Annotated in this window: 13 protein-coding genes; 5 read left to right on the top strand and 8 right to left on the bottom strand. The window is 65.2% G+C overall.

Going from position 1 to position 14873, the window contains the following annotated elements:
- Nucleotides 1-115 precede the first annotated feature (115 nt).
- The 4 genes from ABEG18_RS05815 (at nt 116) to ABEG18_RS05800 (ending at nt 4760) form a co-directional block, all read left to right on the top strand.
- Nucleotides 116-1546 (top strand): FAD-dependent oxidoreductase, encoded by a 1431-nt coding sequence (locus ABEG18_RS05815; protein WP_406857152.1) that lies wholly within the window; start codon nt 116-118, stop codon nt 1544-1546.
- A gap of 184 nt (nt 1547-1730) precedes the next feature.
- Entirely contained in the window at nt 1731-2921 is a 1191-nt protein-coding gene (locus ABEG18_RS05810) for an extracellular solute-binding protein (RefSeq protein ID WP_406857151.1), read from the top strand.
- A gap of 70 nt (nt 2922-2991) precedes the next feature.
- Nucleotides 2992-3921, top strand: coding sequence for a carbohydrate ABC transporter permease (locus tag ABEG18_RS05805; protein ID WP_406857150.1), 930 nt, complete (start codon nt 2992-2994; stop codon nt 3919-3921).
- Complete coding sequence (locus tag ABEG18_RS05800; RefSeq protein ID WP_406857149.1) at nt 3918-4760, top strand: carbohydrate ABC transporter permease; 843 nt, start codon at nt 3918-3920, stop codon at nt 4758-4760. Before ABEG18_RS05805 ends, ABEG18_RS05800 begins: the two co-directional genes overlap by 4 nt.
- Nucleotides 4761-5510: 750 nt before the next feature.
- Here the strand turns inward: ABEG18_RS05800 and ABEG18_RS05795 are convergent.
- From ABEG18_RS05795 to ABEG18_RS05765, 7 genes are all read right to left on the bottom strand, one after another.
- On the bottom strand, nt 5511-6581 hold the full coding sequence (locus tag ABEG18_RS05795) for an alpha/beta fold hydrolase (protein ID WP_406857148.1): 1071 nt from the start codon (nt 6579-6581) through the stop codon (nt 5511-5513).
- Nucleotides 6582-6586: 5 nt separating this feature from the next.
- Nucleotides 6587-7288 carry an ABC transporter ATP-binding protein gene (locus tag ABEG18_RS05790; RefSeq protein WP_406857147.1) on the bottom strand — a complete coding sequence of 234 codons (702 nt, stop codon included), beginning with the start codon at nt 7286-7288 and terminating at the stop codon, nt 6587-6589.
- Entirely contained in the window at nt 7285-7986 is a 702-nt protein-coding gene (locus ABEG18_RS05785; protein WP_406857146.1) for an ABC transporter ATP-binding protein, read from the bottom strand. Before ABEG18_RS05785 ends, ABEG18_RS05790 begins: the two co-directional genes overlap by 4 nt.
- 56 nt (nt 7987-8042) lie before the next feature.
- Nucleotides 8043-8921: a branched-chain amino acid ABC transporter permease gene (locus tag ABEG18_RS05780; RefSeq protein ID WP_406857145.1), complete on the bottom strand. Its 879-nt coding sequence runs from the start codon at nt 8919-8921 to the stop codon at nt 8043-8045.
- 1 nt (nt 8922) lies between these two features.
- Nucleotides 8923-9795, bottom strand: coding sequence for a branched-chain amino acid ABC transporter permease (locus ABEG18_RS05775; RefSeq protein WP_406857144.1), 873 nt, complete (start codon nt 9793-9795; stop codon nt 8923-8925).
- A gap of 75 nt (nt 9796-9870) precedes the next feature.
- Nucleotides 9871-11088, bottom strand: coding sequence for an ABC transporter substrate-binding protein (locus tag ABEG18_RS05770; RefSeq protein WP_406857143.1), 1218 nt, complete (start codon nt 11086-11088; stop codon nt 9871-9873).
- A gap of 35 nt (nt 11089-11123) precedes the next feature.
- Nucleotides 11124-12362, bottom strand: coding sequence for an amidohydrolase family protein (locus tag ABEG18_RS05765; protein ID WP_406857142.1), 1239 nt, complete (start codon nt 12360-12362; stop codon nt 11124-11126).
- Between the two features lie 226 nt (nt 12363-12588).
- Between ABEG18_RS05765 and ABEG18_RS05760 the strand changes: the two genes are divergently transcribed.
- Complete coding sequence (locus tag ABEG18_RS05760; RefSeq protein ID WP_406857141.1) at nt 12589-13137, top strand: LuxR C-terminal-related transcriptional regulator; 549 nt, start codon at nt 12589-12591, stop codon at nt 13135-13137.
- 509 nt (nt 13138-13646) lie between these two features.
- Here the strand turns inward: ABEG18_RS05760 and ABEG18_RS05755 are convergent.
- Nucleotides 13647-13880 (bottom strand): hypothetical protein, encoded by a 234-nt coding sequence (locus ABEG18_RS05755; protein ID WP_406857140.1) that lies wholly within the window; start codon nt 13878-13880, stop codon nt 13647-13649.
- Nucleotides 13881-14873 lie beyond the last annotated feature (993 nt).

Below are 14873 nucleotides of genomic sequence, written 5' to 3'. Positions count from 1 at the left end.
TTGTCGCCTATCTACCGTGCCGGCGGACTGATCGGGACTACCCTGCCAGGCGAGGAGGCTGCCGCGCTCTCCCGCGCCCAAGGCCTTCACCAGTCAGCGACATGGGACGGAAACGATGGACACCAATTGGGATGTGGTCGTCATGGGCGGCGGCACGGCGGGGCTGTTCGCCGGCATCGCCGCCGCGCGCCTGGGCGCCAAGACCCTGATCATCGAGCGTGGCGGCCATCTGGGCGGCAACATCGCGACCGGCATGAATCTCGGCGGCTTCTTCGACGGCAAAGACCGCCAGGTCGTGCGCGGTCTTCCGGAGGAACTCGTCCAGCGCGTCGTCGCCCACCGCGGCGGCGGCCGGGGCCACATCTTTTTCCATGACATCGACCGCTGGATCTCCAGCTCCGCCTCGCTCGATCCGGAGGTCTTCAAGCACGTCGCCTTCGAAATGGTGCAGGAATCCGGGTGCAGCCTTTGGCTCTACACCGCCTTCGTGAAGGGCTACGGCGACGATGGACTGGTGCGCTACGCCGATGTGAGCACGAAAATGGGCGTCGCTCGCCTGGAGGCGAAGGTGTTCATCGACGCCACCGGGGACGCCGATTTCGCCGCGTCCGTCGGCGCGCCCTTCGAGCGAGGCGGCGGTACGCGCCAACAGGCCGTGACCTGCATGTTTCGCGTCGGCAATGTCGATCTGCCCGCTGTCGAGCGCTTCATGGAGGAGAAGGTCAATGTCGACCACAAGACGCCATGGACGTTCGAGAACTGCGCCCTGCGGGCGAGCCATCGCTACTGGACGCCCTGGAAGAACATGACCGACGTGCCGGCCTCGTGGCCCAAGCAGTTCGGCATGTACTATCACGGCACGCCGGGCGACGTTTTCGTCAATTGCACCCACACGGCGATCGACACGCTCGAACCCGACGACATCACGGCCGGCGTGATCCGGCTGCGCAAGCAGGCGATGGAGTTCATGGCGTTCTTCCGAACCCACATCTGGGGCTTCGAGAACGCCTATCTGACCCATGTGTACGACCTCGGCGTGCGCGAAAGCCGACGGGTCATCGGCGACTACATGCTGTCGGTTGACGACATGACGTCGGAGCGCGACTTCGACGACGTCGTCGCCATGGGAGCCTATCCGCCCGATCTGCACGACGCCAAGCGGGGCGACATCCTGATCGCCGGCGAGGGCTTTGGAACCGCGCTGACCGAAGACGAAATCCAGCGCAGCAACTCGCTGCCCTACAACCCGGGATACCAGATCCCCTACCGCAGCCTCGTCTCGTCCACGCATCAGAACCTGCTGGTCGCCGGCCGCTGCATCTCGGCCAGCTTCGAGGCGCAGGCCGGAACCCGCGGCATGGGGCCGTGCTCGGCCATGGGACAGGCGGTCGGAACCGCAGCGGGCCTCGCCGTCCGGGACGCCGTCTCGCCCAAGGCGCTGGACATCTCGGCCCTTCAGCAGGAGTTGCTGCGGCAGGGCGCCTATTTGGGCGAAGCCGTGTCGCTGCGGCTGAGCGCCGGGCGCGGCGACGTCGCGGCCGAATAACCAGAAGCGGACCGAAGAGGCCGCCGTGTCGGAGGAGGAAACCATGAGCGAAGTGTCTCGTCGCAGGTTCTTGGGAAGCGCTGGAGCGGGTCTGATGCTGGCGCGATCGGGCGCGGCGGCGCTTGGAGGCGGGTTTGGGGCGTCCGCCTTCGCGCAGACAAAGCCCGATCTAAAGGGTCAGGCGATGTCCCATTGGGACTTCCTCAGCCCTGAGGGCAAGAGCGCCCGCGAGGTCGCCATCAAGGAGATCGAGGGCAAGTTCCGCGACCTCACCGGGATTGAGGTGAACTACCAGATCCTGCCCTGGCAGGAGATGGGCACGAAGCTGATCGCGGCCGTTCAGGCCGGCAATCCGCCGGACGGATCGCGCGTCAATCTGTTCCACCTGAAGATGATCCTGCTCGGCGACGGGCTGCAGGAGCTCGATCCTTACCTCAACCAGAGCTTCAGCGACGATGATAAGAAGGACTTCCTCGTCGACTTCTCGCCCGCCATGGTGGTGAAGGGCAAGAAGTGGAGCATGCAGATTGAGGCCATTCCGAAAGCGCTCTTCATCCGCAAGGACTGGCTGACGCAAGCCGGCATGCAGGCGCCCAAGACCTGGGACGAGTTCGTCGAGGTCGGCAAGAAGATGACCAGTCGGGGACGCTGGGGCTACATGTACGGGGCGTCCAAGACCCAGCTCAATCAGCTGGAGACGATGTTCCAGCCGCAGATCCAGGGCCGCAACGGCAGGATCTTGGACGACAACGACCGGGCGGTGTTTAACGACGACATCGGGGTAAAGGCCTACCAATTCCTGGCCGACTGCGTGCTCAAGCACAAGATCACGCCGCCGCAGGTGATCGGCATGACCTATGACGACGTGACGGACGCCTTCAAGGCGGGGCGCGTCGGCATGATCCAAGAGGGAGCGCACCGCTACCAGGACATCCTGAAGGCCGTCGGCCCGGACAACCTGATGATCGCCAAGGTGCCGTCCGACGATCCGAACAAGCCGTCGCCGACAATCGTGACCGGGTGGGGCATGGGCATCCCGCGCGGCTCAAAACACCCGGACGCGGCCTGGGAGCACCTGAAATACTATATCGGCGCGGATGCGCAGGAGATCAACGCCCGCGTCGCCGGCACGCTGCCCTCCCGCAAGAGCGTGCTGGAGAGGCCCTATTTCCAGACCCCTGAAGCGGCTCACCTGCGGTGGTGGGTCGACTATATGGCCGAGCGCAGCGAGACGGTGATCAATGTGTCCACCTTCGCTCAGCTCAATGAGACCATGGTGGACGTGCTGCACCGAGTGCTGGTCGACGCCTCAAGCCAGCTCAAGCCGCTGCTCGATGAGGCCGCCAAGAAGTACAATCAAATCGCCGGACTGTGATCGAGACACCCTTGGCGAACGCAGTCGCGCGGCCGCGTTCGCCGGTGTGATGACAGGACCTTGAGAGACCATGACCAACGCACTGACGCTGCACAAGGCGGCTCCGTCCAGAAGGGCCCACGAGGCTCCGAGGCGGGAGAAGATCGACTTCTTTCCCTATCTGCTCATGGCGCCCGGCCTGGTTCTGGTCGGGTTTGTCACCCTTTATCCCTTGTTCTTCGCTGTCGATTACAGCCTCGCCAAGACCCAGGTGTTCAAGCAGATCGAGTATGTCGGGCTCGCCAATTACGCCCGCCTGTTCTCCGACCCGCGTTTTCAGACCAATTTCGTCAACTCGATGATTTTCGTTCTGGCCAGCGTCGCCCTGACCTGGATGTTTGGCCTGTCGCTGGCGCTGTTTTTGCGGCGCCAGACCTGGGGCACGGCGGTGCTGCGGACGATCATCCTCATCCCGTGGGTGACGAACCAAGTCGTGCTGGCGCTGATGTGGAAGTGGCTCCTCAACGGCGACATGAGCCCGATCAACGATCTGCTGGACCTGTTCGGCTTGCCGGCGTTCGATCCGCTCATCTCCATGTCGCAGGCGTTGCCGGCGCTGACCTTCGTGAACGCCTGGAGGGCCACGGGCTTCGCCCTCTTGCTCATGCTGGCGGGGTTGTCGGCGATCCCGGTGGAGCTGGAGGAAGCGGCGGAGATCGACGGCGCGACCTACTTCCAGAAGATTCGCTTCATCATCATCCCGCTGCTGAAGCCCATCTCACTGTCTTGCATCATCACCCTGACGATCAGTTTCTTCAACATCGTGGTGCTGCCGCTCGATCTGACGGGGGGCGGGCCGCTGAACGCCACGGAGGTGATCAGCCTGCGTCTCTACCGTGAAGGTTTCCAGTACTACAATATCGAGACCGCTTCAGCGATTACGGTTGTTCTCGTGAGCCTCGACCTTTTCCTCTCCTGGATCTACTTTCGCATGATCCGTTCGGAGGCGGACAGCAAATGAGGACCGCCCTGCCCCTGCCTATGATCTCGGCGACGCTACGCTGGCTCGGCATGATCGCCACGGGAGCCGTCATTCTCGTCCCGTTCCTGTGGTCGCTCAGCACCTCACTGAAATCGAAGCAGGAGATCCTCCGGTTCCCGCCGAGCCTGGTGCCCTGGTCGGCGACCCTCGACAATTACATCAGCGTGCTGAGTTCCGGCTTCCCGCGCTACCTGATGAACAGCGCGATTGTGTCGCTCTCCACCGTCGTGGTGGTCGTGTTCGTCTCCATCCACGCGGGCTACGCCGTGGCGCGTTACGAATTTCGTGGCAAGTCCGCCATGCTGTTCCTGATCCTGCTTGGAATGGCGATGGGCGAACTGGCGACGGTCGTCCCGCTCTATTTCTTTGGCAGCAAGCTTGGCCTGCTGGACACCTATCTGGTCTTGATCCTGGCCAACAGCGCCTTCATCTGCCCCCTGGCGATCTGGTTCATGCAGGGCTACTTTCGCTCCATCCCCCGCCAGATCGAAGAGGCCGCCATGATCGACGGCACGTCGCGCATCGGCGCCCTCTACCGTGTGGTGCTGCCGGCCGCCATGCCAGGCCTCGTCACGGTCAGCCTGATCAGTTTCGTGCAAGCCTGGAATGAGTTCATTCTCGCGCTGGTGCTCACCTCCTCCAGCAAAATGCGAACCGCTCCGGTTGGCATCCACCTGTTCATGACCGACTACGGCGTCGAATGGGGGAGCATCACGGCAGCCGGGATCATCTCGATCCTCCCCGTTCTGATCCTGTTCATGCTGCTGCAACGCCACTTCGTTCGGGGCCTGACAGCAGGAGCGACCACGGGCTTGTAATCGGCGCGTGTCCGGCGAGCGCCGCCCCTCCTCCGGCGGATCGCCTGTTCTGCTGCGGCGGCGCGGCAGTGGACACTGTCCTGCGGCCGACTCGGCGTCTCCGTCGATTTCGGCTCCTCGGAGGACCCGGCCAGCTTGCAGCTCGCGTCGGCGCGTCAGTGGCCCGCCGCGCGCTGACGCCGCGGGCCACGACGGCGCTGGCCCGGCTCCTGAAGGCGCCGGCGACGCTGCAGGCCGCCGCGCCCACTGCGCGAGGACAAGCCGCCGGCGCCTGGGTCCGTGATGGCGCAAGCGCGGCTGTGGCCCGCCCGCACGCGCCCGCGGCCTCGCGGTTTGCAAGGTTGGGGCTGCCCCCCCCGCAAGCCTGCCCCCCGTTCTCATCTGACCGGCAGCGTCAGGTGCTCGCAAGGCGTCCCCGCCCGCATCACATCGGGCTTGGTCGGGTCGGCTTGGGCTTCGGCCCCAGGGGGGATGTGGTCGGGCTGCGGCTCACCTTGGCGGCTCCGCCGACCGAGACTTGCCGCACCCTGACCCCGCAAGCCGCAGCGGCGCTGCGCTTCGTGCTTGGCGCCCGGCGTCGCTGCAGACTGCCGCTGCACTGCTCCGCCAAAGGCGGTGAACGCAAGGACCGGCCCCGCAACGCGCGAGTGAGGCGCTTGGCGCGTCTGGATCGATGGTTCGCTGAGCGCCGCCGCGGCCGCCTTCGCCCCCGCGCGCCCGGAGCGGTCCGGCCCAGGGACTCCTCAGGTCCTAACCCGTTGGGTCCTGCGGCGGCCTGAGGAAAGCCATGAGCGCGGCGTCGATGAAGGACGCATCGGCCGGGTTCTGGGCAGGGACGTTGACGCGGTGGCCCCATTTGGTCGGAATCGGCAGCAAGGTCGCGGCGGGCATGGCGGCGGCTTCGCTGCGGCTGTCCTCGATGCTGAAATAAAGGTCCGTTTCGCTCGGCATCACCAAGGCGCGCGCCGCAATCGCTTGCAGCGCTCGGGTCAGATCGCCCTTCCAGGCGGGCGTCAGGCTGATGTCGGCGTGCTGCCAGGTCCAGATCATCGCCAGCAGGTCATTGCCGTCGCGTCGGCTGAAACGAGCCTCCCAATCGCGGACGAGAAAATCCTCCAGCGAGCGGAAGCCGAGCGTCAGATAGGTCTCGTCCCGGTAGAAGGCCGCAGACAGGCCCCAGCCGGCGTAAACCCGTCCCATGGCGCGCAGGCCCTGGGTGGGCTTGGCGTTGAAGACGCCGTCGCGAAAGGTCGGGTCGGCCGTCAACGCGGCCTTCACGCCCTCCAGGAACACAAAATTGTGCCGGGAGGTGCGGGCCGAGCCGCAGATCGGCGCGATGCGCTCGACCAGGTCGGGATACAGCGCGCCCCAATGAAAGGCGGCCTGCGCCCCCATGGAGAAGCCGACGACCAGCGCGATGCGGCGCACGCCGAGGATTTCGGTCATCAGACGCTGTTGCGCGTGGACGTTGTCGTGCATCGTGAGCTTGGGAAAGGCCTGCGGCCCAGCGTCATGGTTGCTCGGCGACGAAGACAGGCCGCTGCCGAACAGGTTGATCATCACAATGGCGAGGCGCTCGGGATCCAGAGCCTTGCCGGGGCCGATGAGCCATTCGAGATCCGTGTGATGGGTCGCGAAGGAGGTCGGATAGACCACCACCGGTCGACCGGCCTGCAGCCGCCCGAACACCTTGTAGGCGAGACGCGCGTCGTCCAGCACGCCGCCGCCCTGCAAGGCGACAGCGCCCAGGCGGGCCACCTGGAAGTCGATCGCCGCGGCCGCGCCACCGGGACTTTGCGGCCTTTGACGCGTTCGGCGCATCCGGGTCAGGCCCGTCCGAGATAGTAGCGGGCCATCGTCTCGTCGTTCAGAAGCGCGCTCGCCGCCCCGGAGAGCACGATCGCGCCGCTGTCGAGGATGTAGCCGCGGTGGCTGATCGCCAGGCTCTGGCGGGCGCGCTGCTCGATCACCAGGGCGGCGATGCCCAGATCCGGCAGCGAGCTGATCAGCGCCAGAACCTGCTCGACGAGGGCCGGCGACAGCGCCGCCGTGGGTTCGTCGAGCAGCATCATCTTGGGCTGCGGCATCAGCGCCCGCGCGAAGGCGAGTTGTTGCCGCTCACCGCCCGAGAGCGACCCGGCCGCGGCGCGCCGGCGGGCCGCCAGCGCCGGGAAGAGATCGAACATCGCGCTCAGGCGCTCCGACCGGCGGGCGACATGCTCGACCACCAATAGATTCTCCAGCACCGTCAGCGGCGCAAACACATTGGCCACCTGGGGCACATAGCTGATTCCGGCGGCGACGCGATCCTCGGCTTGCAGGCGCAGCAGATCCAGGCCGGCGAAATCGATGCTGCCGCTGCAGCGCGGCGCCAGTCCCATGACGGCCTTGACGAGGGTCGATTTGCCGGCCCCGTTGGTGCCGGCGATGGTCACGATCTCCCGCTCATCCACGCTCAGATTCATGTCCCTGACGATGTCGATCTCGCCATAGCCGGCCGACAGGTTGGCGACGGTCAACAGCCTCATGCGACAACCCCGCCCATATAGGCTTCCTGGACGCTCTTGTCGTCGAGCACCTCGTCGGGCGCGCCGTCGGCGAGCAAGCGGCCGCGATCCATGACCAGCATGCGATCGACAAGCCGCGCCAAGGACGACAGGTTGTGTTCGACGATCAAGAACCCGACGCCGCGGGCGTTCGCGGCTTTGATGCGATCGGAGATCTCATCGATCAGGACCGGGTTGACGCCGGCGAAAGGCTCGTCCAGCAGGATGAATTTCGGCTCCATCATCAGCGCCCGCCCGAGTTCGAGCAGCTTGCGCTGGCCCCCCGAGAGCCGCCCGGCGGGGGCCGTGGCGACGGCGCCCAGCTTCAGAAAGTCGATGACGCCGTCGACGCGTTCGAAGATGCGTCGTTCCTGACGGCGAACCAGACCGCCCCGGAACAAGGCGTTGAACAGCCCCTCTCCCGCCTGCCCTTGCGCGCCGACGGCCAGGTTCTCGCGCACGGTCAAATGCGCAAACGGACGCGGCACCTGGAAGGTGCGGGCCAGTCCCTGTCGGGCTCGCTGGTCCGCGCTCAGGCCATCCAGCCGCTGGCCGGCGAAGGTGACTTCGCCGAGGTCGCTCGCCTGAAAGCCGCTGATCAGCGCAAACAGAGTGCTCTTGCCGGCGCCGTTCGGCCCGATGACGCCGCTGAGGCTGCCGAGCGGCGTCGAGAACGACACGTCGCTGACGACTTCGAGGCCGCCAAGGCTCTTGCACACATGGCTGAGGGTCAGAGTCATGGGCGGCTGCGATCGGGGATCAGCCCCTGCGGGCGATACAGCATGAACAAGACGAGCGCCAGGCCGATCACGGCCAGCCTCAGGCTCGCCATCTGCACCTCCGAGACGACCGGCACGACATCGCGCAGGAAACGGGATCCCTCTAGGAACACCAACAAGAGCGCGGCGCCGACGACGGCGCCCGACCGGGTGCCGGCTCCGCCCATGATCATCGCGATCCAGACATAGAACGTGATGATCGGCAGGAATTGGTCCGGCGAGATATAGGTGACGTAGTGGGCGTAGAAGGCGCCGGCGAGACCCGCAAGGCCGCCGCCAAGCATCAGCACCTTGACCTTCAGCGAGGCCGGATCTTTGCCGACCGATCGCACCGCGTCCTCATCGTCCCGCACGGCTCGGATCAGCCGGCCGAAGGGACTGTCGGTCAACTTGCGGACCACCAGCAAACAGACCACCAGAACGCCGGCGACGAGCGCGAAATAGGCCAGATCCGGCCGGCCCAGTCCCGAAAAGGGGCGCGGAATGCCGGCGAGCCCCCGCGTGCCGTTCGTCAACCACTCCTCGCTGATGAGCACGATGCGCACGATCTCTGAAAAGCTCAGCGTGACGATGGCCAGGTAATCCGCTCTGAGCCGCAGACACAGCACGCCGAGGGGGTAGGCCAGGACGGCGGCGGCGGCGGCGGCGGCGATGACGCCAAGCGCGATCGGATAGCCCGCAAGGACGAGGAGGGCTGACGTATAGGCGCCGACCGCGAAAAACGCGACATGGCCGAAATTGATCATGCCGGTGTAGCCGTAATGCAGGTTGAGGCCCAAGGTCAGCAGCCCGTAGATGCTGATCATGACGCCAATGGCGATCATATAGCCCAGCATGTCAGCGCACCCGCTCGATTTGGCCGAACAGACCTTGCGGACGGACGAGGAGAACGCCGATGAGCGCGACGAAGGACAGCGCGATCTTGTAGGTGAAGCCGACGAGCGGCGTCGAAAGCTCCTGCACGATCCCGAGGCCCACCGCCGCCACGACGGCCCCCACGGGGCTTCCAATGCCTCCGAGCACTGCGGCCGCGAAAGCCGGCAGCAGCAGGTCCCATCCCAGCTCGGGCGTCACCACCGTCTTGATCCCGACCATGACGCCGGCAATGGCGCTGAGCAGCCCCACCATGGCCCACAGCATGACCATCACCTGGCCGGAGCGGATGCCGCTGGCGCGCGCGAGATCGCTGTCGGCCGCCACCGCCCGCATGCGCCGCCCGAGCGGCGTCAGGAACAGCAGGGCGAAGGTTGCGGCGAGGACGAGGACGGAAATCCCCGCCAACCACAGGTCGATCGGCAAGACTCGAACGCCGGAGAAATTCATGGCTCGCATGATGGGAACCCTGAAGACGCGCTGGTCGAAGCCGAGGAACAGGGTCAGCATGCTGCGCAGGAAGAACGCGATGCCGATCGATGCGATCAGGGAGGCGACCAGCCGGTCGGCGAGCTTCCTGAAGACAAGCGCATAGGACAGGACGCTGAGCCCCACCGTCACGAGCATGGCCACGAGGCCGCCGAGAAGGAGGGAGCCAGCCGCCCCTTGCGCGATCACCGCCACATAGGCGCCAAGCGTCATGACGTCGCCCGTCGCGGCGTTCGGAAAGCGGGCGACCGCGAAGGTGAGCGAGATGGCGAGCGCCGCCAGGGCGATGATCAGGCCCTGCACGGCGCCCGACAGCACCAGGTTGATGGATTCGGCGAAATTGGGCATCGACAGTCCTGCTGCGTGATCCGGGCGCCGACGGGGGGCCCGTCCCGCGGCGGGGCGGGCGCCTTTGGCCGGATCTTATTTCAGGCTGTAACGCTTGACGTATTTGCCTTTGTCGATCGTGAACACCGCGAAGTCCGCCACCGCGTTGCCGTCCTCATCGAAGTCAAGCCGGCCCGAAGCGCCTTCATAGTTGATCTTCTGCCCGGCCTTGAGGGCTTTTTGACCCTCGGCGAAGCTCGAGACCTTCTGGCCCTCGGGATTGGCGACCTCGCGGACGGCCCGCGCAATGGCGATGTTGTCGGCCGATGCGCCAGCCTTTTCCATGGCGAGCGCCAGCGTGATCACCATGTCGTAGCTCTGCGCGGCGAAGACATTGTCCTCGCCCGTGGCGCCGAGCGCCTTGTTGTAAGCCTCGCTGTAGCGCTTGAAAGCCGCGCCTTCGACGTCCGGCACCGATTCATAAACCAGGACGTCCTGCGACGCGTCCGGCCCCAGAGCGGAAATGAGCTGCGGTCCCGCCGCCCAGCCCGGGATCAGAAACTTGGCGGTGACGCCGAGTTCATAGGCTTCGCGCAGGATAATGGTGGTGTCGGGCAAATAGCCCGACAACACGATCACGTCGGGGTTTTGCGTCAGCGCCTTCTGCAACTCGGAGCGGTAGCTGGTCCGCCGCGGCTCGTACACGACGGACGCCAGGACCTTGCCCCCCGTCGCCTCCCAGCTGGTGCGGAAGTAGCCGACATTGCCCGTGGCGGCGTCATTGTTGAAGGCCATGATGACCGGCCGCTTGAACCCCTCTTTGGCCACGGCGGCGGCCATGGCTTGGCCATTATATTTGCTGCCCGACTGGAACCCCCAGCTGAGCAGGCGCTGGTTCTGGGCGAACAGCGCCGGCGCCGACGAGGTGTGCATCAAGATAACGTTGGAGGACTGGGTCAGCGGCTGGATGGCGAGCGACACGCTCGACGACCAGGTGCCCAGGATCGCCCCGACCTTGTTCACCTCGATCAGCTTTTTGGCTGCAAGCACGGCCGGCTCGGGCGCGGTTTGGGAATCGTCGGCCAGAACCTCCAGACGACGTCCGGCCGGTCCTCCCGCAGCATTCACCTCCGCGGCCGCGGCGAGGATGCTCTTTTGCATCCCCGATCCGTAGGTGCTGCCGGCGCCGGTCACCGGATTGAGCGCTCCGATGCGGTACACCTCCTGGCTGAGGCTGGGCGTGGCAGTCAGGATCAGAACCGCCGCGAGTCCCGTCGAAGTCAGGCTAAACGTCCGTTTGGTGATCGTGCGCATCGGTCGGAGCTCCACAATTTAAGAGGCGGCTGCGTTCAGGCCCGCAGTTCGTTTTTGACGAATTTGCCGCCTTGGATGATGGCGCGAAGAGACCGACCCTGCTCCTGCAGCAGTCCGAGGTCCTCCAGCGGATCGCCATCCACGACCAAAAGATCGGCGAAGGCGCCGGGCGCGATGACGCCAAGCTGGCCCGCCATGCCGATCAGCTCCGCGCCGGTTTGCGTCGCGCTGCGAATGATGTCGGCCGCGCTCAGCACAGCGCTGCGGATCCGAAACTCGTCGGATTGGAGCCGGTGCAGATCGCCCAGGAGGTCGGTCCCATACGCCATCTTGACCCCCGCAGCCTTGGCGATCTCCAACGACTTCGTCCCGACATCCAGCACCTGCTGGAGCTTGTGAAGCCCGACTTCGGAAAAGCCCAGCGCGCGGCCTTCGCGGGCGAGCGCATCATAGGTCACCAGGGTCGGCACCATGTAGGCGCCACGCGCCACCATCAAGTCGGCCGTTTCCTCGTCGATCAAGTTGGCGTGCTCGATGCTGCGAACGCCCGCTCGCAGGCAGCGGGCGATCGCATCGGCCGTGTAAGCATGGGCCATGACATAGGTGCGCGCGCGCCGCGCTTCGTCGACAAAGGCGTCGAGTTCCTCGTCGGAATATTGAAGAAAGTCGATCGGGTCCGCCATGGAGGCGACGCCGCCCGAAGCCATGATTTTGATGTGGTCGGCGCCGAGACGGATCTCGTCTCGGGCCGCGCGCCGGACCTCGGGGACCCCGTCGGCGATGCGCCCGATTCCGTCAAACAGATGGTCGAGCGCGCCGGGATCAGGCTGGTCGATTTGCGGGCGAAAATCGCCGTGGCCGCCTGTTTGGCTGATGGCGCGTCCTGAAATGTAGAGTCTGGGGCCCGCGAACAGCCCCTGTTCAACGGCAAGCTTCAGCCCGCGGTCGGCGCCGCCAGCATCGCGCACGGTCGTGAACCCGCGCATGAGCATCCCGCGCATGATCCGGGCGGCGCCGGCGGTCACCAGCGACGCCGGCAGTTGCCGCGTGGGGGCCAGGTTGAGCTGCACCGCATTGACGTGCACGTGGCAGTCGATTAGGCCGGGCATCAGCACGCGGCCTTGGAGATCGACGATCTCGCCGTCGCCCGCGTCCAAGGGTCCATCGCTCACATCCACGATGCGATCGCCCTTGATCGTGACATGGAACCCGGGCTTTGAAGCGCCTTCACGCACGTCGAGCAGGCGCAGATTGGTGAGATGCAAGCGGCTCAACTTGTCCTCTTTTCGTCTGAGGATCGCCGCGCTCGCCAGGGCGGAACGTGCGCCGCAGGGCTGAGCTTTGAGCCGGCCCCTGGCGCTATGGCAATCACCTAAGCGATTACGTATCGTTGAGCGATTAAGGTCGGTCTGTCCCCCACTGTCCAGACGCCATGCTTACCTAGGCAATCGAACGCGGCGCCCGACGCCTTCCGGGGCGCGTCGCAATCCAGAGGCTCCGATGAACTACGAAGAGGTTTTCGCTCATCTTCCCGTCGCATGTGCGGTGCTCCACAATCGCATTGTGGCCGAGTGCAACACTCTGTTCAGCGAGATGTGGCGGGACACGGCGGCGAACCTAAAAGGCGCCTCGTTCAGCATCTTCTATTCCTCCGACGATGATTTCGAATCGAGGGGAAAAAAGATTGCGCCGATCCTCGCCGACAAAGGCGGCTACTCCGACCGATGGCTGATGAAACGATGCGACGGCGAGGTCTTCTGGTGCCACGTCGACGGCGTGACGCTCGACAGAACCAACCCGTATGGGCGCGTGATCTGGACCTTCACCGATTTGAGCATGGAGCCGGAATTACATCATCTTTCCATCGGCAGTAGCCTAACACCAAGGGAGCGAGAGGTCGCTAAACTTCTGTACGAAGGGTGCAGCAGTAAAGACATTGCCCGCCGTCTCGCAATCAGCCACAGAACAGTTCATATTCATAGATCCAACGTTCTGAAGAAGTATTCCGTTTCCAACACGCCCGACCTGCTGAAAATTATCTCCATTTGACACTGCTCGAGGTAGGAAATACTGGGGCGACCTTCAGCGCTTGCCTGCTGCTGGAACTGGCCTCCGCCGCCCCGATCCGCGCGCGTCGCCATGGGCCGCGGACCGGTGAGGCCTGCCGCGCCCTGACTCCGCGAGTCGCGGAGGCCTGGGCGCGCACTGCCGCGGCGCGTCTCGCGCGCACGCTGCGACTTCTCACCGCCCAGGCCTCCGCCGCCCACCTCCCCCGCCGCCCCGACCTCTGGCGGACGGTCTGGGCCGCTGCGGCTTCGTTGCGCATGGCGTCCCCCTTCTGCAAAGAAGAACAAGGATGCGCTCACTTCGGGTGTAAGCACCTTACGGTCTTCCCAATGTGCGCGCCGGTGTCTGGGCTCGGCCGGGGACTTGAGCCGATGCAAGACCGAGCTCCCACGCTCACGATTGTGGGATGAGCCGGACGGCCTGTTCCGGGTTCGAGCCGGTCTAACGACGGACACCGCCCCTGAAGGAAGGAGCGTTCAGCCGGCCCCGTCTTACCGCCGGCGCAGAACCTCTCCGGACTTAAGCGTCAGCGCCCCCGTGGCGCTCTCCGGGATAGGCCCCACCGCCTCAACTTCCGCCTCGGCCGGGTCGAGGTTGACGAAGCGGCGGATCGCCATCACAGCGGCTTTAGGTTCGTCTAACGCTGCAAAGTACAAAGGCTGGCCGTCGGTCATGACCTTGCCGCCCACAATGAAGCTGACCTGAACGGCCCAACCCGTTGCCATCGTGTGCCCCCTAACCGCGTTCCACTGGGCCATTCAAATCGGAGCGGCCGGCTGTGGCAAGGCTCGCGGACCGGTGCGCGAACGGGCGCAGGAGAGCGTGCCCCATTCACCACACACTCAGTCGGGCGCTCACCACCCGTCCGAAACTTGAACCCACGGCTCCGTCTTGTGCTCACTGCCGAGGATCAGACTTTCAGAGCCCTCGGGCGAGGAGAGCGCCCCAAGTCGAACAGGTCTTTAGGCGACCGCGCATGCTTGCCGACTTCGGCGAACTCGCTCTTTGAAGCGAAGATCTGGACGAAATTCTCACAGAGGCGTGCCGCCTGGTCGCTGCAGCTCTCGGCAAAAAGCGCTCCAACATTCTCGAGCTCCAGGGCGACAGCTACTTCGTCCGGGCAGGCGTGGGCTGGCACAAGGACGTGGTCGGGAAGCTGCGATTGCCGATAGCCGTCTTCGGCTGGACAGCCGAGGAGATCGCAGGCCAGCCCGCTTCGATCCTCTACACCGAGCCCGACCGCGCCAACTGACAGCCAGTCAAGGAAACCATCATGGCGGCGGGGGCCAAATTGCGCCCGATATTCGTTGGCACGTCCGAAAGGACGGCTCGCCAGTGTACATCCACGGGCCGGCGCGGGCGCTGCGCAACGAAAGCGGAGACCTGCAGGGATTCCTGAAGATCGGCCAGGACCTGACCGAGTCCGAGACTTGGCTCAGCAGCTCCTAGATCGTGGCGTCCCGTTCCTGCTCGCGACCGGAAGCGCCGATCTTTCGAGTGAGCCGGCCTCTAGCGGAGCGCCGGCGCTGGACAAACCCGTGAGCCCGCGAACTTTGATCAGAGCCATCGTGCAGTTGCTGGCTGCCCCCTCGGCGGACAAACCTGCAAAGCAGGACAAGACGTACGATCCCGATGAATTGCGGCGCGATGGGTCGTCCAGCGTCGTGAGAAGCGGCGGGTCGTGCTGTCTGGCAGCATCGTCTGGTAGCGGTGCACGT

It is taken from the genome of Alsobacter sp. KACC 23698, assembly GCF_045348435.1.
Classification (GTDB): domain Bacteria; phylum Pseudomonadota; class Alphaproteobacteria; order Rhizobiales; family Beijerinckiaceae; genus Alsobacter.
This window is presented reverse-complemented; position numbering and strand designations above follow the sequence as displayed.